Origin of the sequence: Pediococcus sp. M21F004 (genome assembly GCF_051122535.1) — a bacterium.
In the GTDB taxonomy this organism is placed as follows: domain Bacteria; phylum Bacillota; class Bacilli; order Lactobacillales; family Lactobacillaceae; genus Pediococcus; species Pediococcus inopinatus.
Map to the genome: position 1 here is coordinate 871,764 of NZ_CP177314.1, position 23,366 is coordinate 895,129.

General features: G+C 38.7%; 22 protein-coding genes. 6 read left to right on the plus strand and 16 right to left on the minus strand.

The window, feature by feature from the left end; all coding sequences use genetic code 11:
• Positions 1-29 precede the first annotated feature (29 nt).
• Complete coding sequence (locus ACLHK8_RS04650; protein WP_057774142.1) at positions 30-2,468, plus strand: Xaa-Pro dipeptidyl-peptidase; 2,439 nt, start codon at positions 30-32, stop codon at positions 2,466-2,468.
• Positions 2,469-2,507: 39 nt separating this feature from the next.
• On the opposite strand, the gene ACLHK8_RS04655 is transcribed toward ACLHK8_RS04650, so the two are convergent.
• Positions 2,508-3,386 carry a biotin--[acetyl-CoA-carboxylase] ligase gene (locus ACLHK8_RS04655; RefSeq protein WP_158694965.1) on the minus strand — a complete coding sequence of 293 codons (879 nt, stop codon included), beginning with the start codon at positions 3,384-3,386 and terminating at the stop codon, positions 2,508-2,510.
• Between the two features lie 87 nt (positions 3,387-3,473).
• Between ACLHK8_RS04655 and ACLHK8_RS04660 the strand changes: the two genes are divergently transcribed.
• Positions 3,474-4,028: a DUF2179 domain-containing protein gene (locus ACLHK8_RS04660; protein ID WP_057774146.1), complete on the plus strand. Its 555-nt coding sequence runs from the start codon at positions 3,474-3,476 to the stop codon at positions 4,026-4,028.
• Positions 4,029-4,081: 53 nt separating this feature from the next.
• A complete protein-coding gene (locus ACLHK8_RS04665; protein WP_057774147.1) occupies positions 4,082-4,990 on the plus strand; it encodes a proline-specific peptidase family protein in 909 nt (302 codons plus the stop codon).
• 205 nt (positions 4,991-5,195) lie between these two features.
• On the opposite strand, the gene ACLHK8_RS04670 is transcribed toward ACLHK8_RS04665, so the two are convergent.
• From ACLHK8_RS04670 to ACLHK8_RS04695, 6 genes are all read right to left on the minus strand, one after another.
• On the minus strand, positions 5,196-6,164 hold the full coding sequence (locus ACLHK8_RS04670; protein ID WP_226997409.1) for an IS3 family transposase: 969 nt from the start codon (positions 6,162-6,164) through the stop codon (positions 5,196-5,198).
• Positions 6,092-6,625, minus strand: coding sequence for a helix-turn-helix domain-containing protein (locus ACLHK8_RS04675; protein WP_002331365.1), 534 nt, complete (start codon positions 6,623-6,625; stop codon positions 6,092-6,094). The genes ACLHK8_RS04670 and ACLHK8_RS04675 overlap by 73 nt, the downstream gene beginning before the upstream one ends.
• A gap of 79 nt (positions 6,626-6,704) precedes the next feature.
• On the minus strand, positions 6,705-7,994 hold the full coding sequence (locus tag ACLHK8_RS04680) for an ISL3 family transposase (protein ID WP_245080610.1): 1,290 nt from the start codon (positions 7,992-7,994) through the stop codon (positions 6,705-6,707).
• A gap of 166 nt (positions 7,995-8,160) precedes the next feature.
• Complete coding sequence (locus tag ACLHK8_RS04685) at positions 8,161-9,009, minus strand: IS3 family transposase (RefSeq protein WP_320531864.1); 849 nt, start codon at positions 9,007-9,009, stop codon at positions 8,161-8,163.
• 20 nt (positions 9,010-9,029) lie between these two features.
• Complete coding sequence (locus ACLHK8_RS04690) at positions 9,030-9,515, minus strand: helix-turn-helix domain-containing protein (RefSeq protein WP_063698689.1); 486 nt, start codon at positions 9,513-9,515, stop codon at positions 9,030-9,032.
• A 60-nt stretch (positions 9,516-9,575) separates the two neighbouring features.
• Positions 9,576-11,123: an ABC-F family ATP-binding cassette domain-containing protein gene (locus tag ACLHK8_RS04695; RefSeq protein WP_323707571.1), complete on the minus strand. Its 1,548-nt coding sequence runs from the start codon at positions 11,121-11,123 to the stop codon at positions 9,576-9,578.
• A 139-nt stretch (positions 11,124-11,262) separates the two neighbouring features.
• On the opposite strand from ACLHK8_RS04695, the gene ACLHK8_RS04700 reads away from it, so the two are divergent.
• Positions 11,263-11,640: a VOC family protein gene (locus tag ACLHK8_RS04700; protein WP_057775264.1), complete on the plus strand. Its 378-nt coding sequence runs from the start codon at positions 11,263-11,265 to the stop codon at positions 11,638-11,640.
• A 69-nt stretch (positions 11,641-11,709) separates the two neighbouring features.
• Here the strand turns inward: ACLHK8_RS04700 and ACLHK8_RS04705 are convergent, their stop codons facing one another.
• The 6 genes from ACLHK8_RS04705 to ACLHK8_RS04730 form a co-directional block, all read right to left on the minus strand.
• Positions 11,710-12,957, minus strand: coding sequence for a glutamate-5-semialdehyde dehydrogenase (locus tag ACLHK8_RS04705; protein ID WP_057775265.1), 1,248 nt, complete (start codon positions 12,955-12,957; stop codon positions 11,710-11,712).
• Positions 12,954-13,784: a glutamate 5-kinase gene (proB, locus tag ACLHK8_RS04710; RefSeq protein WP_057775267.1), complete on the minus strand. Its 831-nt coding sequence runs from the start codon at positions 13,782-13,784 to the stop codon at positions 12,954-12,956. The genes ACLHK8_RS04705 and proB overlap by 4 nt, the downstream gene beginning before the upstream one ends.
• Positions 13,785-13,942: 158 nt before the next feature.
• Positions 13,943-14,758 carry a type I methionyl aminopeptidase gene (gene map, locus ACLHK8_RS04715; RefSeq protein ID WP_057775270.1) on the minus strand — a complete coding sequence of 272 codons (816 nt, stop codon included), beginning with the start codon at positions 14,756-14,758 and terminating at the stop codon, positions 13,943-13,945.
• Positions 14,759-14,806: 48 nt separating this feature from the next.
• Complete coding sequence (locus tag ACLHK8_RS04720; protein ID WP_057775272.1) at positions 14,807-15,706, minus strand: DegV family protein; 900 nt, start codon at positions 15,704-15,706, stop codon at positions 14,807-14,809.
• Positions 15,707-15,710: 4 nt separating this feature from the next.
• On the minus strand, positions 15,711-16,031 hold the full coding sequence (gene trxA, locus ACLHK8_RS04725; RefSeq protein WP_057775274.1) for a thioredoxin: 321 nt from the start codon (positions 16,029-16,031) through the stop codon (positions 15,711-15,713).
• A gap of 228 nt (positions 16,032-16,259) precedes the next feature.
• On the minus strand, positions 16,260-17,000 hold the full coding sequence (locus ACLHK8_RS04730; RefSeq protein WP_057775276.1) for a TerC family protein: 741 nt from the start codon (positions 16,998-17,000) through the stop codon (positions 16,260-16,262).
• 182 nt (positions 17,001-17,182) lie between these two features.
• Here ACLHK8_RS04730 and ACLHK8_RS04735 point away from each other — a divergent pair, with 182 nt between their 5' ends.
• Positions 17,183-18,103 (plus strand): magnesium transporter CorA family protein, encoded by a 921-nt coding sequence (locus tag ACLHK8_RS04735; RefSeq protein WP_323707570.1) that lies wholly within the window; start codon positions 17,183-17,185, stop codon positions 18,101-18,103.
• A 143-nt stretch (positions 18,104-18,246) separates the two neighbouring features.
• Positions 18,247-20,928 carry an MMPL family transporter gene (locus ACLHK8_RS04740; protein ID WP_434520423.1) on the plus strand — a complete coding sequence of 894 codons (2,682 nt, stop codon included), beginning with the start codon at positions 18,247-18,249 and terminating at the stop codon, positions 20,926-20,928.
• A gap of 53 nt (positions 20,929-20,981) precedes the next feature.
• Here the strand turns inward: ACLHK8_RS04740 and ACLHK8_RS04745 are convergent, their stop codons facing one another.
• Genes ACLHK8_RS04745 through ACLHK8_RS04755 form a run of 3 tightly spaced genes read right to left on the minus strand, consistent with a single transcriptional unit; the run spans position 20,982 to position 23,334 of the window.
• The gene (locus tag ACLHK8_RS04745; RefSeq protein ID WP_057775449.1) at positions 20,982-21,746 is read right to left on the minus strand and encodes a YibE/F family protein; all 765 of its coding nucleotides are present in this window, start codon (positions 21,744-21,746) and stop codon (positions 20,982-20,984) included.
• Positions 21,743-22,861: a YibE/F family protein gene (locus ACLHK8_RS04750; protein WP_323707569.1), complete on the minus strand. Its 1,119-nt coding sequence runs from the start codon at positions 22,859-22,861 to the stop codon at positions 21,743-21,745. The genes ACLHK8_RS04745 and ACLHK8_RS04750 overlap by 4 nt, the downstream gene beginning before the upstream one ends.
• 44 nt (positions 22,862-22,905) lie before the next feature.
• Positions 22,906-23,334 (minus strand): GNAT family N-acetyltransferase, encoded by a 429-nt coding sequence (locus tag ACLHK8_RS04755; RefSeq protein WP_057775451.1) that lies wholly within the window; start codon positions 23,332-23,334, stop codon positions 22,906-22,908.
• Positions 23,335-23,366 lie beyond the last annotated feature (32 nt).

A 23,366-nucleotide genomic window follows, 5' to 3' on the forward strand; every position in this document is an offset into this window, starting at 1 on the left:
CCATACAACTTTTCGGAGGTTTTTATATTATGAAAAATAACCAATTTGCAATTGAACCTGTCGATAGAACAACCGAACTTAAAGAGTTACGAGCGACCCACTTTATCGATGACTCAATTGATCAATTAGATGATCCAATCGCAGTTTGGCAAGAGCTTTTACACAAAACAGTCCTTGAAGCAAAAAGCCAAACCGTCTTCAAACAAAAATTGAATAATTATTTAGCTACCCCAGAAATGACCTTGGGAGACTTTTTAGACTCCCAACAGGCACTTACCAATGACATTTTTTATCGTGTGGCTATGCAGCTTCTTGAATTCGATGTAGATATCGATTTTAAGCTTGATAACCCCATTGAAGCCATGAAACAAATTAAGCTCCCCATCGTTGGTGAGCCAATCAAAACCAAGTCTGACTTACTGCATGCCTGGTATCTATTGCTTTGTACCCATACGAAAAAGGGCCAGACTTACTTAGACAAGTTAGCACAGGCCGGCTATTTTGTATCTTTCTATGCAACAACCACTAAACCTTTATTTTTCAACGGCAAGGCCCAAGCTGTTTTTGATCCTCACCAATTAATTCGTGACGTTGTTTATGTGGAGGCGCCGCTAGACACCGATGAGGATGGCAAACGAGATCTATTGAAGGTCGAAATCCTTCGGGCTAAACAAACCGCAGATGACTATCGTGCACCAGTTTTATATACGGCTAGTCCTTACAATCAAGGTATTAACGACGAAGCTGGCAGTGCAGCTATGCATAATGTTGACGTACCTTTAGAACCTAAAGAACCCAATCAACTCACTTACGCAGACGTCCATTATCAAGAGACACCAAAGAAGTTACCTGCTAAACGCAAAATTGCTGGTGAACAACAAGAAGCCGACGAAACCTTTGCGATGGAATCGCCTTATACTTTAAACGATTATTTCCTAACCCGCGGATTTGCCGTTGTTTATGCAGCTGGAATTGGAACTAAAGATTCTGACGGAATTCGGGACACAGGGGCCGTTTCCGAAACAGTTTCAACCATTGCCGTTATTGAATGGCTCGCTGGAAATCGTACGGCTTTCACTAACAAAACTGATAATATTGAAATCAAAGCTTCTTGGTCTAACGGTAAGATTGCGATGACCGGCCGCTCTTATTTAGGTACTTTAGCTGTCGCAGCTGCCACAACCGGCGTGGATGGACTAAAGACAGTCGTGTCTGAAGCAGCAATTTCAAGTTGGTACGACTATTATCGTGATGGCGGTTTAGTTGCCGCGCCCGATACTTTCCAGGGTGAAGACATGGATGTCCTCGCTACGGAAGTATTTAGCCGGATGCAAAAGCCTGGTGACTATTTGAAGATCAAGGACTTCTTTGATCAAGTTTTACAAACCATGACCAAAGATCAGGATCGTCAAACTGGGAATTACAGCCACTACTGGGACGAACGTAATTATGTCAACAATGTTAAAAACATTAAAGCTGATATGATTATGGTGCATGGTTTAAATGACTGGAATGTTAAGCCACGTAACGTTGGTAATTTATGGAACGCCTTAAGAGATGCCCCAATCACTAAAAAGTTGATTCTGCATCAAGGTCAACACATTTACGTCAATGGATTTCGTTCCCTCGATTTCACTGACATGATGAATCTTTGGTTTAGTCATGAACTCTTTGGTTTAGATAATCATGCAGAAGATTTATTACCTGATGTGCTAATTCAAGATAACGTGCAGCCTGAAACATGGACTAGCTATGAAGATTGGCAAGCACCAACTGATCAAAAACAGGTTTTCAATTTTGAAGCCAAAGAGTTGGTTCCAGAAACCGTTCCAGTTCGGACTGCCGCAGCTTCGTTTAGCGATCATCTTGATCCTGAAGTATTCGACTTCTATAAAAAACATTTAAATGTCTGGGAACGTGATTTACTAACCACAAACCATGACACAAAAGGTGAAAATCAATTGCGTGATAATCGCTTGATCTTCAAAACCAGTCGCTACGATCATGACACTTATATTGATGGGTGTGCACAACTCAAAATTCGTGTAGCCGTCAACGAACCATTTGGAATGCTGAGTTTTCAGTTGGTTGATTACGGCGATGCCAAACGCCTCACCGTAAGCCCAACGATTCTAGCAGGAAAATCATTGAGTGGTGCTTATGATTGGCGTCGTGATAATCTCCGCGAGTTCACCTTGCAAAAAGAGGCCACCCCTTGGAAGATGATTACCAAGGGCCATATTAATTTGCAAAATCGTCATAATGCTTATCAAGTAGATGAACTGAAGGCAAATGATTTTTATGATTTGACCGTCGATTTACAACCCACTTTTTACCATTTGTTAGCTGGTCACCAGCTTGGCTTAGTCGTTTATGCAACTGATTTTGCAACAACTGTTCGTGGTAACCAAGAATTACAATATTCATTACAAATTAATCAATGCAAAATAACTTTACCAATCAAATAAATAAAAAGGCGTCCGGAAAATTAATTTCCGAACGCTTTTTTAATTGGATTTAGTTGGACTTACGTGAATAATTTCGCCACTTGAGATGACTAGCCTTTGTTGTGTGGTTTGTAAAATTAGTCTTCCTTGGTCATCAATCGTTTCAACGACGCCAACAACGGTCTTATTTTGAAACTGAACTTGAACTTGCTGGCCAATTACAGATGATAGCTGCCGATACTTCGACATAAAATCTGCGTTTTGATAAGTTTTTAGGTGGTTTAAAAAGTTATTCACAAAATCAGCCAAAAAGTCCGTTTGGTCCTTAGCCTCCGCTTGATCACTTAAAGAGGTCGCAATTTGTTGAATCTCTGCTGGAAAAGATTGGGTATATAAATTTACACCAATCCCGATCACCACTCCTGCTAATTGATTGGTTATCGGATCAGTGATTGCCTCAGCCAGAATTCCGCCCACTTTTCGCTTATTTAAAATCAAATCATTTACCCATTTGATCTGCAACTGAACCGAAAAATGTTTTTGAATCGCTTCTGCACTGGCCACCGCAGTCATTGTTGTCAATAATCCCGGATTAAATGTCTTCCCCACCACTGGAATTAAAAAACTAATGTATAAGCCACTGTCTTCAGGTGAATAAAAATCACGTTTTAATCGTCCATATCCTGCTGTTTGATGATTCGCAATAAAAATTTGCGGCTGGGTTATGCGTTCAAGTTGCCGACCCACTCGTTTGGCCTCTGAGTTAGTCGAATCAATCTGATCAAAGATGTGAAAGTCAATATTAAATCCCGCTGCGATACTTTTTTGTTGAAGTTTTTTAAAATTAAATTTGATTGCGAAAACTTCCTCTACTTTTTTCTTAATCTTATCAATTGATTGAGATAAGAACAAGCAAACGTCTTTTAGTGATTTTAACAAAAATTCACTTCCAAACACCTTGCATGATTTCCTTGCACTTTGGTATACTTTCCTAATATTCAAATTTCTTGAAAGAAGGCCCGCACCATGAATTACGGACAACTTGCACTTATTTTTACCCTTAGTTTTGCTTACATTACCATGAACACTATCCGAACTCTTTTAGAGATGAAAGGCTATAAACTATGGGCTTCCTTACTTTCGATTGCAGAAATTGTGACCTACGTGGTGGGTTTAAGCTTGGTGTTAAGCAAACTTAATAATGTCTGGAATATTGCTGCTTACGCCCTCGGTTATGGCGCCGGTATTTATTTTGGAACCTGGCTGGAGGACAGACTACGCCTCGGATTATTGAATGTAAATGTCATTCTACCTAAAACGGACGAAAGCAAAAAGTTTGCTGAAAACATCCGTGACGAAGGTTATGGTGTAACTGTCAAAAATGCCCAAGGACGTGAAGGTGCTCGCTTAGAATTTGAAATCTTAACCCCTCGTAAACGAGAACAACATCTCTACAACTTTATCGAGGCCAACAATCCAGACGCTTTTATTATTTCTTATGAACCAAAATTCATTAAGGGTGGCTTTTGGCGCAAAAATTTACGAAAACGGGTTCAAAAACAAAACCGAAACATTGAGTAGTTGCCTTAGTTTTGCTAGAATAAGGGTTAACTAAAACGAAATAGGGTGATCTAGTGAAACAAGGAACAAAGATTTTAACGTTGAACAACGGCTACCATTTGTGGTCACACACAGATGGCGAAGATAGTCAGATTCATTTACTAGCATTGCATGGTGGCCCTGGTGGGAATCATGAATACTGGGAAAATTTCCATGATGAGCTCAAGAAACAAGGCTTAAACGTGCAGGTTCATTATTATGATCAATTAGGATCATGGTATTCTGACCAACCTGATTATTCAGATCCAAAAATTGCTGCTAAATACCTAACTTACGACTACTTCTTGGATGAAGTTGAAGAAGTTCGTCAAAAGTTAGGGATTGACCACTTCTACTTGATTGGTCAATCTTGGGGCGGTGCATTAACCATGCTTTACGCTTTAAAATACGGTAGCCATTTAAAGGGTGCCATCATTTCCAGCATGGTAGATAACATTGATGAATATTTAGAGCACCAAGACGCTATCCGTGATGAAGCTCTTTCTCCTAAAGATGCCCAATTCATGCGCGATTGCGAAAAGAATGGTGATTGGCATAATGAACGTTACCAAGAGCTTGTTGAGGTTTTAAACGAAGGCTACGTCGATCGTAAGCAGCCACCAGCAATTTCTCATTTGGTTGACACAATGGCTGTCCCTGTTTATAACGCTTTCCAAGGTGACAATGAATTTGTTGTTACTGGGAAACTAAAAGAATGGGATATTCGTGATCAAATCCACAAGATTAAAGTCCCAACGTTGTTAACTTTCGGTGAACATGAAACAATGCCACTGAAGTCCGCACAACGAATGGCACAAGCAATTCCAAATTCACGTTTGGTCACAACGCCAAACGGTGGTCACCATCATATGATTGATAATGCCCCTGTTTACTTCAAACATTTGGCAGATTATCTCCGTGATGTCGAAAGTGGCAAATTTTAGAGTGTGAGACAAGGCGGTTAGCTTCTGAGCATAGCCTAGATTGACGAATGGTCCGCACTTGGGACCGTTTGTTAATCGTAGCTAAGCGGAGGAAGCTGCCTTATCGAACACATTTTCGGGTCTCTGTCAAACTGTATTGGTAGAGATTTTTGAAGGCATGTTCACTTTAAAGTGCAACACAAAAGTTAGACAAAATTGAATATTTTTAAACTGCTAAGGCATGTTCCCTGTATTCGCAGGGAGTCATGCCTTTTGTTTTCTGTGATATTCGTCGATTGTTAAACCAATCGACGTAATTCTTTGTGATTTCCTTGAATTCTCCAATATCTTTACACTGTGGAAATCCATTAAGACATTCTGTTTTAAGAAGATGAAAGAAGCTTTCAATTGGCGCATTATCAAGACAGTTTCCCTTACGAGACATGCTTTGTATAAATTTTTTTTCAGAGAGTTTATCGGTATAGTAATTCAATTGATAATGCCAACCTTGATCTGAATGAATTATTGGTTTTATTCCTTCCGGAATATTTTCTGTGAGTTCATCGAGTGTATCCATAATTAGTTTACTGTTAGGACTATTACTTACTTGAAATGCTAAAACTTCCTTGCTTGCTTCGTCAGTAATAGCTGAAACGTAAGCCCACTTAGTATCGGCCAAGCGTACTTGTGTAACATCGGTATGTAATACTTTGAAAGGTACGGTTTCATTAAAATGCTGATGTAGAACGTTACGGGCCACTTTTCCAACTGTACCTTTATAAGATGAATATCTACCATTTCTGTGGCGGTTATAAAGGCTTACTTGAACATTTAATTCATCCATCAAACGACGCACTACGGCGTCTGATAGATGGATATCTAATTTAATGAGCTCTTCTTGAACGCGACGATAACCGTAGGTTAGACGTCCGCGATATCTTCCGCTTTCGGCAATTTTTAGTATCTCTACTTTTACATCTTCATACTTATCTACATAATTTTTGATACGTTTACGTTCATCATGATAAGTCGCTTTCTTAAGTCCAATGGTCTTAAGAATATCGCCGACTTTATACCGGTTAGATTTCGGAAGAGACTCTTGTTCGACCCTGATCTGATCAACTATTTGTGTTTTCTTTCGTCCTTTGAGGTTCCGAACAGGGTCATTGATTTTTTTAAGATTTCGTTCTCCAATTTTGCATCATATAATTCTTGATTCTTTTTCGTCAATTCTTCACGAAGTTGATCGATTTCGTTCTTGTTTACTAACTTACGTAATTTCTTCTTATTATGTTTCACTTTGGTTTTTCTGCCTTTCGGATGAGGCTTCAAGGCTTCTATACCATACTGATTGAAGGCTGTCCTCCAAAGACTGATTTGACAAGAATTAACATCAAATTTTGCGGATACTTCGGCTAAAGTTTCATCATGAGTTTGATAGTAGTTTATCACATCAACTTTAAACTCAACTGAGAAACTTCGTTTAACTCTTCTTCGTTTAAGAGCGTCTGCGCCGCTCAAACGAAAGTTTTGTATCCATCTACCTACTTGTATTCGAGGCAAGTTACGTTTCTTTGAAAGAAGACTGATACTAATGTCACCTTGAAGATATTCACTAACGACTTCTGCTTTTAATTCTGAACTATATTTGACCATAGAAAAAGGTGCTCCATAACTGTTAGATTTCTTGTCTAACAATTATGGAGCACTTTACTTCGGTGAATGTGCTTTTTGTTTACTCATGAATTAAACTGATACGAATGAAGAAGTTATGAATATTTCGAAAACCAAAACAGCTACGCTTTAATACCTTGATTTTACGATTAAGTCCTTCAATAGGACCGTTAGAATACGGATAACGACAACTGTTGAGCACTGCTGAGCCGTTCTTAACGAAGGTTGAAATGGTGACGTCCATTTGATTACCAGCTACTTGGTAGTTGGTAATCAAATTTTTAAATTCCGTGGCATCCTTTTGGTGAATAGCGGTTAGAATGCCTTGATAAGTTTGATACACAGTTTTGAATTCTGGAAATTCATCTAAGGCAAGGTCGATGGCGTTCTGTTGGGTCATATACTCGTTAATGCCTCGTAAATAGATAAGCTTAGTGTCATTGATTTTCTCTTCTGCCAAATGAAATAAACGCCATTGAGATTTAAGGATGCGGTAAATGCGTGAATGCTTATCTTGAAAAGTACGGATAATACATGTACGTTCATTGTCTAGTGCACGACCAGCAAGCTGAATAATGTGGAAACGGTCAATAATCGTGACAGCATTCGGGAATAAACGATGAATAAAGCTAGCATATTCGGCGTTCATATCAATAGTAATTGTTTGAACTTTCGCACGTTCTTGAACTGAATAACGAGCTTCAAAGTAATCAATGATATCCTTACTGAGACGATCTTTGAGGGTCACAATGCGGCGATGACTAACGGCATCGCAACAGTTAAAGGACATTAGATGATTACAGGAACGAAATTCATCGAAACAAAGATTTGGCGGAAGTTGCTTAACACGGTAAGCCAAGTGAATATTTGCATTTAAAATACGTTGCACACTACTTGGTGAAATGCCACAAATTTTAGCGATTTCTTTACTGGTCAGCATGTCACGAGCTAGCACAATGACCTGATGTTTAACATTGTGGGTAAAAGTTTCATTACGTCTAACGAGGTTAGTTTTAGCTCCACAGGTTTTTAAACAATGTTGGCATTGATATCTTTGTCGTCTTAGCTGCATTTCATAACGTCCGCCTGATAAGGTTCCCAACCTTAGATGACTAACGTGGGTACCGTTTTTAATTAGACTTTTATGGCCACAATGGGGACATTTCACAAGCTGATAAGAAAGGTTGGCGTGAACGACATGAATTCGTTGTCCATTCGGGCAACGTTTCTTGGTAACACCAGTTACGGTTATATTTGGGTCTGTCATTTCAAACAAGCTTAAGATAGAATTAGTTAGGGACATCTGTTTTTCCTCTTTTCGATTTTGTTTGGCGATTAAATCGTAGCACAAAGAGGACAGATGTCCTTTTAATTTTCAAAATAAAAACTGGTATCAGTTATTCACCAATACCAGAAAGTGTAGACCCACATTTTCGACAATAAAATCTAAAGATCACAAAAAAGGAACCTGAGATTTTTTCTCAGGTTGAACTGAACCCCATAATTTGGAGTGAATTTTAAGCAACCAACTGGTCGGATAGGTTTCGGTATTGTACCGGAGTTTTTCCGGCCAGTTTTGTTCTAATTCTTTTATTATTATAATAACTAACGTATTCAGTTATGGCTATTCTTAATTCTTCGTAGGAGGAATAGTGGTTATTATGCACCGTTCCAACTTTTAAAATATGGAAACAACTCTCAGCAACCGCATTATCCAGACAAGTCGCTTTGCGACTCATACTCTGCATAATGTGGTTTTTCTTTAGCTTGGAAACATACTGATAATTCTGATATTGAAAACCTTGATCTGAATGAATTGTCATCTTATAAGGTAATTGTGGTTTTGAACGAATTAAATCCATTAAAGGTTTTGTGACAAACGCTACATTAGGGCTAAGACCAATATTCCATGACAATATCTCGTTACTGTAAAGATCAACAAATGAAGTAAAATAAGCACGCTCAGAAATCGAACCAGAACCCCAGCGAACTTCAGTCACATCGGTCACTACTTTTTGATAAGGTCGATCCGTATTGAATCTGCGATTCAGTTTGTTTTTAGCAAGTTTACCAACAGTACCTCGATAAGAATTATATTTTCTAGTTTTTCGATCAAAAGCATGACAAAGCACGTCATTTTGTTTCATGATCTTTAATACCACTTTATGGTTAACAATTTTACCGTTGTTCCTTAATGCATCGGTAACCGTACGATACCCGAAATCTGGATTATCTTGTCTAATTTGAAGAATTTCATCCACTAAGTCCTGGGAATAATTAGTTTTATATTGTCGGTTAAGTGCATCATGATAACTACTACTTGACATACCGACAACTTTTAAAATAAAGCTAAGCACTTCGTTCAAATCACGCCTTAATTCAGCAACTATTTGTGCTTTTTCCTGGTTTTTAATGCTTTCTTTTTCTGAACCAAGGCGTGTAATTTTTCCAAATAAGCTAATTTAACTCTCAATTCACGGTTTTCTTCTTCTAATTCCTTTTTAGACTTTTCATTATTACTATCTGACATGGTATTTGACCGCCTTTGATTAGGATTAAGGCGTCCTTGTTCAAGAGCTCGTTCCCATTGCCAAATTACAGCTGGATGTTTAATTCGAAACTGCTTAGCAGTTATCGGCAAGGATGCATTTTGATCTAAACGCCATTTAATTACTTTCATTTTAAACGAATAATCAAAGTAAGTCTTCTTATGGTTTAAACTTAGACCTTCAACACCGAACTGTTCTAACCTGCGTTTCCATTCATATAAAGTGGCAGAGCCCTTGATACCGTACTTTTTCATGATAATACTTTGCGGCAGGCCACTAGTTAATTCTAAAACTGCATTTATTTTATTTTCCTTTGAGAACATAACAAAACCCCGATAATTTGGATTACTCCAATTATCGGGGTTCAGTTCAGGTTCCTTTTTTTACTTATCAATTCGTAATTTTTCAACGTTCAATTCTTTGTCAATCCAGTCAGTATAAAACCCATCTTCATGACTGACGACAATCAAATTACCCTTAAATCTCTGCAAAGCCTCACTCAAAGCTGATTTCGTTTCGTCGTCCAAATGGTTTGTTGGTTCATCCATAACTAAGAAGTTTGCTTCAACCAATTCCAACAAACAAATTTTAACCTTCGTCTGTTCCCCACCACTTAAAATACTCATCGCCTTTTGGGTATCCGCCGCATTAATGCCACATTTGGCTAACTTTGTGCGGATTGTTCTTGGCTGCATATCTGGATACACATTTTGAATCGTTTGTAGCGGCGTTAATTCAGGCTTTTCCCAAACTAATTCTTGGCTAAAATAATTAACCTTAGCCGAAGGTGAAAATGAAGTCGTACCACTAAGTGCTGGAATTTTTCCCAAGATCGACTTGATCAAGGTAGACTTACCGGCACCGTTAAAACCAGAAAAGGCAATTTTTTCACCAGCCGTCAAACTAAAGGTGACAGGTTCCAGCAATTGTCGTTTGCCATAACCAACTGCTAACTTTTTAACAGTTACGGAATTCTGCGAACCAGTTTCCAAATATGGAAAATCAAAATGCGCACGTAGATTTTCGCTTGGTGGATCCACCCGATCAATATGTGACAACATCTTTTCCCGTGATTTGGCCATCGTCGAATGAGATCCAGCCTTATTCTTGCGAATAAATTTCTCGGCTTTTTCAATCACAACCTGTTGTTTTTCAAAAGCCTTTAGTTGGGCTTCTTTCCGAGCTTCTTTTTGACGCATAGCAGACTTGAAATTACCACGATACTTAATAATTTTGCCAAACGCCACATCACAAATACAATTAGTTACTTCTTGCAAAAAATCATAATCATGAGAAATTACAATAAAAGTACCATCAAAAGTGGTTAAATAGTTCTCTAACCATTCAATGTGCGCCGTATCCAAGTAGTTAGTCGGTTCATCCAAGAGAAGAACATCAGGATTTTGTAAAAGCAATTTTGCCAAAATAATCTTTGACCGTTGTCCCCCACTCATCTCACTCACAATGTGATCTCTACCGATGTCATCTAACCCAAGTCCACTCATTACCCGCGCAATTTCGGTATCAATTTCATAAAAATTCTTAGCTTCCAAAGTTTCTTGAATCCGACCAGCTTTTTCAAGCAGATCGTCGTCTAAGTTCTCTGCATAATCGGCATAATCTTGATCCATACGATCTTTCAACTCAAACAAATGAGCATAGGCTGTTGTTAAAAATTGGTAAAGCGTATCGCCAGCCGGAATATCTGCATATTGATCCAAATAACCATAAGTAACTTTATTCTGCCACTTAATTGATCCCTCATCAGGCAAGATGGCACCAGTTAATATTTTGATTAAGGTACTTTTTCCAGCCCCATTTTGACCAACGATCCCCATATGATCCTGTTTATTGAGGTCAAAATTGGCATCGTCATACAATCTTTTGTCCGCAAATCCATGTGATAAATTTTCAACTGCTAGTATACTCATATTTCTCACTTTCTATCCGTTCGTAAATTACTATCATCAACCGTATCACAAACGGCCAAACAGCGTCAACTACAGCAATTCACAATCAGGAAATATGCTATACTATTGGTAATTAAATTCAGTAAGGAAGTTATCTATTATGAATGTACGTGAAATTGACCACATTGTCTTAACTGTTACCGATATTGAAAAGAGCCTCCGTTTTTATCACGAGGTCTTCGATATGCCAATCATGACCTTTGACGATGATCGGAAGGCAGTTTTATGTGGGAAACAAAAAATTAATTTTCAACTCAGCGATCACCCTCACAATCCGGTCGCATCCGAGCCCACCCCTGGATCAGCAGACTTGTGTATTGTGGTAAAAGACAAGTTACCTGAGGTCATTAATCACCTCAGGAGCTACTACGTTGATATCATTGAAGGCCCAGTTCAAAAAACCGGTGCTCACGGAAAACTGACTTCCGTATACGTCCGCGATCCCGATGGTAACTTGATTGAAATCAGTAACTATTAATTTTCCATTGATACTAAAAACAGCTTTTGGTTTAGAAAAATTCTAAAACCGAAAGCTGTTTTTTTATTTTTATTTTCGAACTTGTCCGTTTCCACGAACCACATACTTCGTAGATGTAATTTCGTTTAAGCCCATTGGTCCACGGGCGTGTAGCTTTTGAGTACTAATGCCAATTTCGGCACCAAATCCAAATTCCACCCCATCCGTAAATCTGGTTGAAGCATTTACGTAAACAACTGCAGCATCGATTTCTTTTGTAAATCGTTCACTATGCGCATAATTGTTGGTAATGATGGCTTCACTATGCTTGGTGTTATAGCGATTAATATGCGCAATTGCCTGGTCTAAATCATCCACCACTTTGATTGCCATTATATAATCGTTGTATTCCGTACCCCAGTCGGCTTCTGTCGCTGAACTGATTTCTGGCAAAATTTGCTTGGCACGTTCATCACCACGCAAATCCACGTTAAAAGGCTTCAGCGCCTCAGCAACCATTGGTAACAGTTTAGCTGCAACAGCTTGGTTCACAACTAATTTTTCCATCGCGTTGCAAACAGAAGGTCGTTGCGTTTTGGCGTTAACCACAATATCTGTGGCCATTTGCAAATCAGCACCTTCATCCACATATACGTGGCAATTGCCGGCTCCTGTTTCGATTACCGGAACTTTGGCCTTGTCCACAACCATCTTGATAAATTTGGCGCTCCCACGAGGAATCAAAACATCCAAATAGTCTGTCAACTGCATTAAAGCCGTCGCCGTTTCATGTGAAGTATCAGTAATTAGTTGAATACTGTCCACAGAAACCTCTTCAGTTTGCAATCCCCGACGTAGGGCGGTAACCAACGCCTGATTAGAATTGATGGCTTCTTTTCCACCCCTTAAAATAACCGCGTTACCAGCTTTAAAAGTCAGTGCTGCAGCATCGACGGTCACATTTGGCCGAGCTTCGTAAATCATCCCGATCACACCCAAAGGAACCCGTACCTGAGAAATATCTAGTCCAGCTTCAGTCGTCCAGCCTTTCAGTTCTTCGCCAATTGGATCAGCTAACCCAGCAACTTGTTCTAGGCCCTCGGCCATGCTATTGATCCGCTCTTTATCTAGTTGCAAACGGTCCAACATCACTTTTCGAACACCATTTTTTTCAGCATTTTGCATATCAATTGCATTAGCTTTCAAAATTTCAGGGGAGGCTTGACGAACTTGTTTAGCCATGGTTTTTAAAACTTGATTTTTCTTGACAGTCGCTAACTGAGAAAGCTGTTGTTCTGCAGCTTGCGCCTGTTTACCCATTTCTATTAAAGTAATCATGCTAATCCTTCTTTCGTAGCTACCTGTTTGGGTTCGAAAAGCGTCCCCACCGGTTCACCGGCCAAAATATTATAAATTATCCGCGGATTCTCTCCATTTGCCAAAACCATTTTCTGATTATTACTTAAAATCCGTTTTGCGGCTTTTAATTTAGTCACCATTCCGCCTGTGCCAAACTTAGTTCCCCGGCCACCAGCTGATTGAATGATTGAGCTATCAATACTAGTCACGGTATGATACAACTCTGCGTTAGGATCTGTTAACGGATTGCTAGAATAAAATCCGTCAATATCTGACAACATAATTAACAAATCTGCGTTTATCAAGTCTGCAACAACTGCTGATAATTGGTCATTATCACCGAATTTAGTTTTATGGTCCAATTCATCAACCGAAACTGTATCATTTTCATTTACAATCGGAATCACATTTAGCTTCAATAACTCCTGAAAAGCATTAAAGACGTTCTTTTTGCTTTGCGGATAAACCAAAACGTCGCGAGTTAACAGCATTTGGGCAACTGATTTTCCATAATTCTGAAATTCACGCTCATAGATCCCAAGTAACTCACCTTGACCAACAGACGCCACTGCTTGTTGAGCAGGAATTGTTTCCGGTCGTTTAGTTAATCCCAATTTACCCATTCCGACCCCAATAGCTCCCGAAGAAACCAAGACAACTTCTTTGCCTTGATTTTTCAAATCGCTGAGCACAAATGCTAAGCGCTCAATGGCTCGCAAATTTAGTTGGCTGGTATTTTGATAAAGTAATGAGCTGGTCCCAATTTTAATTACAATGCGTTTTGCTTCTAAATCTCTTTTATTCATACTGCCACCGTTTTTCATTTATAAAGTTTAAATCGTAATGTTCTACACGCGTACTATCATACCGAAATTTCTGTGTTTGTCCAAGTATTCGTCTTTTGCGGATACAAAAAAGTTGGCTACTTAAAAGTAAACCAACTTTTATTATTTTAAGTGAATATTTATTTTAGAATTTTAGCATCAAATTCTGGCTTTAATAAATACTTAGCATCAAACTCAGGATCCTGTGACGTTAAGATCTTTGGACCATCGTTTGTAACTACCAAAGTATGTTCATACTGACAACTTAAGCTGCCATCCATGGTGGTCACTGTCCAGCCATCAGGAGCAGAGGTGTCACAACGCCAATCACCAGTGTTCACCATTGGTTCGATGGTAATTGTCATACCCGCCTTCAAACGCAAGCCACGACCAGCATCACCATAACCCGGGACCATTGGATCTTCATGCATGGTTGGTTGAATACCATGTCCGACAAATTCACGTACATCACCATAGCCATTTTCATCTTCAATATAGTGTTGCATTACATGACCAATATCGCCAATTCGGTTACCCGGAACAGCGGCATCAATTCCAAGGTACAAAGCCTTTTTTGTCACGTCCATTAACTTTTTAACTTCATCGCTCACATCGCCCACTGCGTATGCCCAGCATGAGTCTGACATGTAGCCATCAACACTAACCACTGTATCAACCTTAACCAAATCGCCGTCTTTGATCAGCAAATCTTTGCGGGGAAAGCCATGACAAACTTCGTTATTAACACTCACACAAGTTGCATATTCATAGCCTTCAAAACCTTTTTCTTCAGCTTTAGCATTGTTTTCTGCAAGGTAACGAACAGCAAACTTTTCAATATCCCAGCTCGAAATTCCAGGCTTGATAATATCACGTAAGCCAAGATGCATGCCGGCAAGCACTGCGCCAGATTTTTGCATCCCTTTTACTTCTCGTTCTGATTTTAATGTAATCATTTCTATATCTCCCAATTTTTTAATTCAACAATACTATCTTAGCACAAGTCACACTTTTGGTTTAGCCTGACCCTGACCATCCTCAATCATGTCTCGCCAGTCAGGCGCCCAAACAATCGCCATTGATTTGTATCCTGCGTGAACACCTAAAAAAGGACCAATTTTTCCTGTTTCAACAACCGATTGGGAATAAGTCTTCGCAAGTTCATCACTCCACTGCTGACTTAATTCTTCGTTATCAGCATCCAAAACACTGATCCGGACATGTGTTTTTTGTTTTTGAAGGTCAGTATCTAGTCTCAGTTTAGCTTTCTTAAAGGCACGATTCATCCGATGCGCATTGGTAACTAACTCCAAACGGCCGGCCTCATTAAAGGTTAAAATTGTTCTCGTTCCAAGAATTGCCCCCATTAATGGCGAGCGACTCACAATGCGACCGGTTTTAGATAATGCCCGCATATTATAAACAATTAACAAAAAATGCGTGGCTTTCTGTAAGTCCTCTACCTTACTCAAAACGTCATGAACGGCATAACCCCTAGCAACCAGCTCTGCGGCCAACAGCGCCAAATTGCCTTCAGCCGTTCCGGCAAATTTAGAATCAACTGTGTAGACCTCTAAGTCTTTTACAGATGGCGCAAAGGCTGCCAAATTAGAAATAAATCCACTTAAACCACTAGAGATTCCAAAACAAATTGCTGCTTGGTACCCTTCACTAGCCAATTTTGTGAAAACATTTTGCATTTCCGTCATCGCCACTTGTGAAGCAGTAGGAACAGTTTTATCCTTTGTGAGTCGTTCGTAAAATTCAGTTGAAGTTAGATCAACTCCTTCACGATAAAGATGATTACCAAATAAAATCGGTTGGTTAATTACAACTAAATGATATTGTTTGACCAGTGCTTCCGGAACATACGCAGAACTATCAATCACAATTGCGGTTTTCATTTTGTCACCTTGTCTCTACTTTGGAATCCAGATATTTCGTTAATTTGTCTTTTGGATAATAGCCTGTCACTTTTTCAACAGCTTTCCCGTCTCGAAATAAGACCAGGGCCGGAATACTCATGATCTTATACTGCTCAGCAATTTCTTGTTGATGATCGACGTTTAATTTTGCAAATTTAATTTTTCCAGTATACTCAGTTTCGAGCTGATCCAAAACAGGTTCCATCATTTTACAAGGGCCACACCAAGGAGCCCAAAAATCAACAATGGTCAGGCCTTGGTCTGTCTCTTTATCAATATTATAGCTTGTAAGTGTTACAGCCAAATTGCTTTCCTCCGTTTTCAAATCTTATGGGTAAATTATAGCATAGTGAGTGAATTCAGACGTTTTGTTTTGAGGTTTAAGAATGTCGTTAGCGAGATTGCATCTCGCGGTTAGCATGCTTACAAATTCGTAACTGACTTACTGAACTGTCCTTGAATAGTGAGCGAAGTAAGTTGGGAGTTACGGAATTGCAAGAAGTCTCACAAAACTGCAAACCCCCTTTCAAATTTACCGTGCTTTACGAACTCTAAAGTAATGAATAACCAATGTAATCAATACCGCAAAAACCACAATCAGCGCAAATATGCCAGATGGAATTTCCCAACCAATCATTGGAATGGACACAAACAGTTTCACACCAATAATTGCAATTAACACATAGGCCATTGTTTCCAATTCTGGGATTTTACGCATCACATTCATGATCACTTCGGCAATTCCCCGCATACATAAAATTCCGATCATTCCACCAATTAGTACTACAACTGGATTGGACGAAATCGCCAGGGACGCTAAAACAGAATCCACTGAGAAAATGATATCCATCATTTCAATCTGAATAACAACGGACCAAAATAACGATATGTGACGTTTCTTTTTGATTGATTTTTGTGGTGTTTTGCTCGTTTTTTTCGTTTTAGGCGCAAAATAACGATAAACCATGTACAGTAAGTACAGGGCCCCAGCAATTTTAATCTCCCAGATATGAATTAGATACGTCCCAATTCCAATTACTAGAAAACGAAAAATATACGCTCCCCAAAGTCCATAAAACAAAGATTTTTCTCGTTCTTTTAAGTTTGTTAAGGCCTGCGTTTGTGTTGCAAGCACAACGGCATTATCAACGGACAATAGACATTCAATCATAATTAACGATAAAATAATCATCCAATCACTACTGGATGTTAAGACGGTTTCCCAATTATGTAGATCAAAAAAGGGACCATATAATTTTGAAATTATTTGCACATTTCTGCACTCCTTGTTCACTATATTTCGAAACTTTCATTGAGTAGAATCATACCACATTCACGAATATTCTTTCAAAATTAAGTTTTGTTTTTACATCGCATAGACGGCGGCGTTTTAATGGATTAAAATTGGGGTGGTGCAAGATTTTACAATTTCCACTTCAAATGAGGATAAAAATTATGATTACTGAAAAAAAGATCAATAAACAACACACTTGGGTTGCAATTAATGAACCAACTCAGGTAGAAAAAGAAAAATTAATTCACCACTACCAGGTAACTGATGAAATGATTGGTTACGCAATTGATCCAAATGAAAGAGCCCGCATCGAAACCGATCGTGACGCAAATATTTTTTTGCTTATTTTCGATGTTCTTTCTAAAGATATTACTGCCAGTGGGAGTACAGAGCCTATCGGGATCATGTTAGTTAATGATTATGTTTTAACTTTTACTCGATCTTCTACAGAATTTGTTAATACGGTTTTTGCCCGTCATCTCAACAACGCCTTACTTCATAGTAAAGAAGAAGTTGCGCCATTAACCATCATTTTCCGGACCCTCTATGAGCTTTCGGTTCAGTATTTTGACGCTGTAAATAACATTAATCGGCAACGGCAACAAATTCAAAAATCGATGACTCATCGCATTTCACGAAAATCTATTTCTGACATGTTGGGTTTAGAAACTAGTTTAGTTTATTATTTAACCTCTCTAAGATCTAATAATGCCCTTTTAACCAGTATGAACCGGATGCAAGAAATTCAGATGACCACTGGCCAACATGAACAACTAGAAGATGTCATTGTTGAATCACAACAAGGCGAGGAAATGGCGCAGTTAGCGACCGACATTATTGAACGGGTCGCAAACGCCAATTCAAATATTCTCGATAGCGATTTAAATAATACCATGAAATTTTTAACTGTCTTTTCAATTGTGTTGGCAGTTCCTTCAATCGTTTTTGGCTTTTTTGGTCAAAACGTCCTTGTTCCTTTTAGTCACTCCATCATTGGCTGGGAACTCACCATTTTAATCACTGTGATCCTCATTTTGATTGTCCTGCTCATTTTGAATTTGAATAACTTTTTCAAAAAATAATGGCATTATAAAAAATATGCATCTAAATTACGTATTTTCTCTTTATAGCGTAACCAATCTTTTATTTTCAGCTTAAACACAAAGCATCGTCTATGGTAAACTCAGAATAGCAAATACGTAATACATAAGGAATGAATAACGAAATGTCAAAGACAAAAAAACTTAAAATTGCCAGTCTGATCACGTGGGCCGTTCTTCTGGTTGGCTTGATCGTCTTACTTCCCAATTCACTGACTTGGAACAATCGTTACAGTCAGCAATTGCCTACCGACACAAGCACAAATAAGAAGCAGCAACGAACCTCGGCGACCATTGTTTATACAAATCCTAATGGTTCACTGACAAGTAAACAAAAAAAGGCTATCCAAGATACTCAAGAAAAATTACAAGCAAACAAAAAATTTCTGGGCATCCAAACCATTGAGTCTGCTAACGATTCGAATGCATCCCATCGTTTAAATTCGGCAGATAAGTCAACCGAACTAACCATTCTTCATTTCAAAAATAAACAATCTCAGTTTCATATTCTCATTCCCCAAGTCTATAGTTTGGTTCATACACCCGGTGTTACGACCTACGTAACTGGAAATGATGTCCTCCAGGTTGCAAGAGCTCAGGCCATTCAGACGGCCACAAAAATTATGATTGGTATTTGTTGTGTACTGATGCTAATTTCAATAGGACTCATTTTTCGATCAGTGATCGCCCCATTAATCACGCTGTTACTCTCTGGAATTACCTACCTAACCAGTCTTTCCGTTGCAGCAAGTGCAGCTCATTTTTTTAATGCACCCTACACTGCTCAAACCGATTTGATTATGGCATTTATCAGCTTTGGCATCTTGCCAATTGTTATTGCTGTTTTCTATCACTCTTACAGTAATCATTTTGAGACTCTTCAATCTGCTGATCCACTTTACAAACGGTCGTGGCTACCTTCGCTGATCACAATTGTTCCTTTAATCATCACTGGATCCGCTTTACTTTTAGCAAAGAACGAAACCCTTAGTTCGTTGTGGATTATTGGCGTTTCTTTGGGCTTAGGCTGGCTAATTTTTTACACTTTAATGCCTGCTTTAACCGAGTTTTTGGAAGATTTATTTTTCTGGCCCGGTTCCGCAAGAAAGCTATCCACTACAGTGAATTTTTGGCACTTCAATACCACTCTAGGAAATAAACATGCTATTTTAACCTTAGTTGGTATTTTTATTGTTATTTGTGCGGGTCTTTTCATAAAAACTCGGCCGCTTAACTGGTCTTCTTCGACAGACACGCCGTTTTCAAGCCAAGCTAAGACAGGCGCAAATGTTGTTTCCAGTCATTATCCGACCGGAAAGCTTTCACCAATCACCATTTCGCTAACCAATCAATCTGCAATAACCACAACTCAGGATCTAGCGGTGATTAATCAGTTGACCCAAAAGTTAAAACCCGTACCAAACGTGGCAGCTGTTTTCTCTGTAGTGCAACCTGCCGGAACACCGTTATCCAGTTTATACGTGAATCAACAACTTAAACTCATTACCAGCCAGCTTTCGGCGGCCAACTTGAACTTAACTAAAACACAAACGTCACTTAAAAATTCTCAAAAACAATTAAAATCCTTAAAACTTAGTTCCACTTTAAAGACCTTATCAGAAAGTCTCACCAATTTAGATGCCATCGGATCTCAAAGCTCACAGGTATCCGAACAAGCAAGTGACTTGGCTAGTGATATTACCACGATTGAAGACCAACAAACCACATTGACTAATTTGCTTAACTCACGAAGCCTATCACAGGGATCAAAAAACACGCGACAAGTTTTGACTTCTTTAAAAACACATAATAGAAATCCATTAAGTGATCTTAAAACATTGCATCGCAACATCAAAGTGATCAGTTCCAACAACTCGGTCATTGCTGATAATATCAGTCAAGTTGAAGATGACCAACAAACCGTTAATGATGATTTTCAAGATGCTGAAACGGCCATTGAAAATACTAAGACTGCCCTATCAAAGGATAGTAAGAACGTAGAAATTGCCCAACAAAACTTGGCTGCTGATAATAGTTACCTAACTGGCTTAAGCAAATCTGGTATTGTTAGCACCCTGTACATGACGGCAGCAGACTTAAAAACGGCCCCAATGAAAAATGCATTAAATCAATTTAATCTAAATAAGAACAAAACAACAACCATCTCAATTGTTTTAAATAAAGAACCTTCTTCCAATTCTGGCGTAAAAACACTTAAACAATTAAAAACAACCACGAATTCGACCTTGCAAGGAACGTCGTTATCAAAAAGCAACTTAGCCTATTCTGGTGAGACTGTTTCAGTTACCAATCAAAAACAAGCTCTTAAACATGATGTTACTCATCTGTTACCTTGGCTAATTGGTTTTCTGATCATTTATTTATTGGCTATTTCACAGTCTTTGTTTGCTATTTATGCGAGTGGTACTTTATTAGTCGCCTTTGGAGGAAGCTTTAGATTAATCAATCTATTATCGACTAGTCTTTTAAAAGAATCTTTATTAGCGGATGTTCCCATGCTTGCTGGAATTCTTTTTACCTATGTCAATTTAGCTTTGATCATTCCAATTATTTTACGAACGGCTCGTTCCTCAACCACGCAATATTTAAATGCCATGAATAGTTTTGATAAAATTCTTGGTTTTATTGGCCTATTAAGCTTAATTCCATTGCTTGCACTTGGTTTTACGCAACTACTTTCGTTCATTCAAATGGCACTGGTACTTTTCGTTGCAGAGGTTATTTGGCTGTTCTTATTTCCACTTGGTATTTCGGCTGCCCTGCATGTAACTTACGATAAAGTGTGATCTAAAAAGACATCTCAGACAGAATTTTTTCTGCTGAGATGTCTTTTTTAATATTATTGATGGGCGCGTTTTTGATGACCCACTTTTAAGCGAATCACCCACGTAGTAATCGGGATTGTCAAGATAACCCCAATAAACGAAATTAAAATCATTAAAAGCTCTGAGACAAATATTTTATTATTTAAAAGCTCACCAAACGTATAATTCAACCGTTCAAACCAAATGAACAATCCTAAAAAGCCTCCAAAGAATCCAAAAAATAGCGTATTGAAGGTTGTTCCAATAATTTGTTTGCCAATGGCCATGCCATCTTTAAAGAGCTGCTTAGCTTCTAATTCTGGCTTCTGTGCCAAAATTTCTCCTAACCCCGCAGAAATAGCAATTGCTGCTTCTGCGATTGCCCCTAAACTACTTAGAATGGTGGTTGCAATACTGACATCTAAGAATTTAATGCCCACCAATAGTGATAAGCCTTCCAGGTCTTCGGTATTTTCATTACCAAACCCTTGAACCGTGGCCCAGTGTTCAACCGGAATAATAAGAATCACAATGATAACCATCACCAAGACAGACCCGTAAAACGCTGTTTCGGTTGTCAGTGGATCATCATCCCCCAAATAAATTGTCACGGCTAAAATAATTGTGGCGTTTAAAAGCGTAACCCACATGATCGGAAAATTCAGCCCGATCAAGACGACAGTCATAAAAATAACTGCAAAATTAATTGTTAAACTCAAAAATGATTTTAAGCCTTGGCCACCACCAACAATGAGCATGAGAACAAATAAGATCAAAATTAAAGCTGAAATGGTACTCACAGTTGGTCACCTCTTTTTAAGATACTGCTGGCAAACCAACTGGCGGCAGGAATTGCCAATACGATCCCAATTCCACTCACCAAGCTTTGAACCATTCCTAACGACATATTCATTGTAAATGCATATGCCCAGCTATTACCGTTACGCAAGTACAAGACCATCATCCCAAATGTGTCGGCCATAAAAATAAGAAACAACACATTGATTAATGGTCCCATAATCGATTTGCCAATTTCTCTGCCCGATAGAAACAATTGCCATCTGGTCAGGCTTGGTGTCTCTCGGTGAAGGGCAAATAAACTGGAAATAATATCCGTGGATTCATCCATCACAGCCCCTAGAGATCCTAAAATAGTTTCTGCTAAGAAAACCGTTTCCGGATTCTGGGTAACATACTCCATCGTCTCAAAATGAAGACACTTTTCATGCGTCACGGCTAACACTAACAAAGTGACCAGGACTGATCCTACCGTGCCTAACACCGTAGCACCAAATGTCACAAGCATTTGCTTTGTTTTGCCAAGTACTAAAAATAAAGTGAGTCCGGCAAAGATAAAAGCTAAAACACTAAAAATTGCTAGGACATTAGTTGCCTGCAACATGACATCCAATTTAATGGCCAAAAAGAACAGCACACCATTCAATAAAACGCTCAGCAATGCCATCAAGCCACTAAATTTCATCGTTAACAATAACAAACTAATTGCTAGCCAACTTAAAAATACAATCACTGTATCCCGTTTTAAATCCGTAACCGTTGCTTGTAATTTTCCGTTTGATCCTTTTTGAATGTGTAAAAACACCTGCTGATTGCCACGAAAAGCCTGATCCATTGCTTTAGACTCAGAAAAAGTGTTTTGTGCGCGTAACACCTTGCCCCGATCTTTGCCATTAAGCACCTTCACGGTTAAAATCTGTTTTTGCTCATAATCATGATTATGAAAGTTATCTACTTGAGAAACACGTTTCTGGTTTGTCACGTGCGTTATTTGGGCAACCGGTGCTTTATACAATTGCGCATCATGCTGCGTTAAGAAACATAAAATTCCTCCAAGTACCAATACTAACAAAATCGTCACCCAATTCACTGAATATTTGGGTTGAATTTTATTCACGATATCTTCATCTCAATTCAATTTTAACTAAACCACAAAATCCATTAAATTTCTTTGACCATTTTGTGGTGCGGAATTCCAGCTTCCATAACTTGATCCCCAACCACTGTAAATCCGTTATTTAAATAAAACTTTTGGGCGTGATCTTGCGCAAATAGCCAGACCTGCTTAATTTCCTTTGCTTTTGCATCTTGTTCAATAGCTTGAAAAATTTGCGAAGACAATCCTTGGTGGCGATAAGCTTTCAAGGTACACACCCGCTGAACTAGGGTTCCTTCATCTGTTTGCATGACTCTAGCCGTCGTGACTGGCTCCTGATTTACATAGCCGACGTAGTATCGACACCGACTTTCATTTTCGTCTTGTTCTAACGCAGCATCAATATTTTGTTCTTCAATAAAAACGGCCTTTCTTATTTTCATCCCATCTTCATAAACGGTTCCGTTATTTCCAAACGCTGACTTTATATCCATTTGATCACCCATTCATAATTTGTATTTATTTT

Coding starts and splice junctions, on each gene's coding strand:
- ACLHK8_RS04650 (WP_057774142.1), top strand. CDS start 30: ATGAAAAATAACCAATTTGCAATTGAACCTGTCGATAGAACAACCGAA.
- proB (WP_057775267.1), bottom strand. CDS start 13,784: ATGAATAAAAGAGATTTAGAAGCAAAACGCATTGTAATTAAAATTGGG.
- ACLHK8_RS04755 (WP_057775451.1), bottom strand. CDS start 23,334: ATGGATATAAAGTCAGCGTTTGGAAATAACGGAACCGTTTATGAAGAT.
- ACLHK8_RS04675 (WP_002331365.1), bottom strand. CDS start 6,625: ATGGTCAAATATAGTTCAGAATTAAAAGCAGAAGTCGTTAGTGAATAT.
- ACLHK8_RS04695 (WP_323707571.1), bottom strand. CDS start 11,123: ATGAGTATACTAGCAGTTGAAAATTTATCACATGGATTTGCGGACAAA.
- ACLHK8_RS04690 (WP_063698689.1), bottom strand. CDS start 9,515: ATGTTCTCAAAGGAAAATAAAATAAATGCAGTTTTAGAATTAACTAGT.
- ACLHK8_RS04660 (WP_057774146.1), top strand. CDS start 3,474: ATGAATTACGGACAACTTGCACTTATTTTTACCCTTAGTTTTGCTTAC.
- ACLHK8_RS04735 (WP_323707570.1), top strand. CDS start 17,183: ATGATTACTGAAAAAAAGATCAATAAACAACACACTTGGGTTGCAATT.
- ACLHK8_RS04740 (WP_434520423.1), top strand. CDS start 18,247: ATGTCAAAGACAAAAAAACTTAAAATTGCCAGTCTGATCACGTGGGCC.
- map (WP_057775270.1), bottom strand. CDS start 14,758: ATGATTACATTAAAATCAGAACGAGAAGTAAAAGGGATGCAAAAATCT.
- ACLHK8_RS04700 (WP_057775264.1), top strand. CDS start 11,263: ATGAATGTACGTGAAATTGACCACATTGTCTTAACTGTTACCGATATT.
- ACLHK8_RS04705 (WP_057775265.1), bottom strand. CDS start 12,957: ATGATTACTTTAATAGAAATGGGTAAACAGGCGCAAGCTGCAGAACAA.
- ACLHK8_RS04720 (WP_057775272.1), bottom strand. CDS start 15,706: ATGAAAACCGCAATTGTGATTGATAGTTCTGCGTATGTTCCGGAAGCA.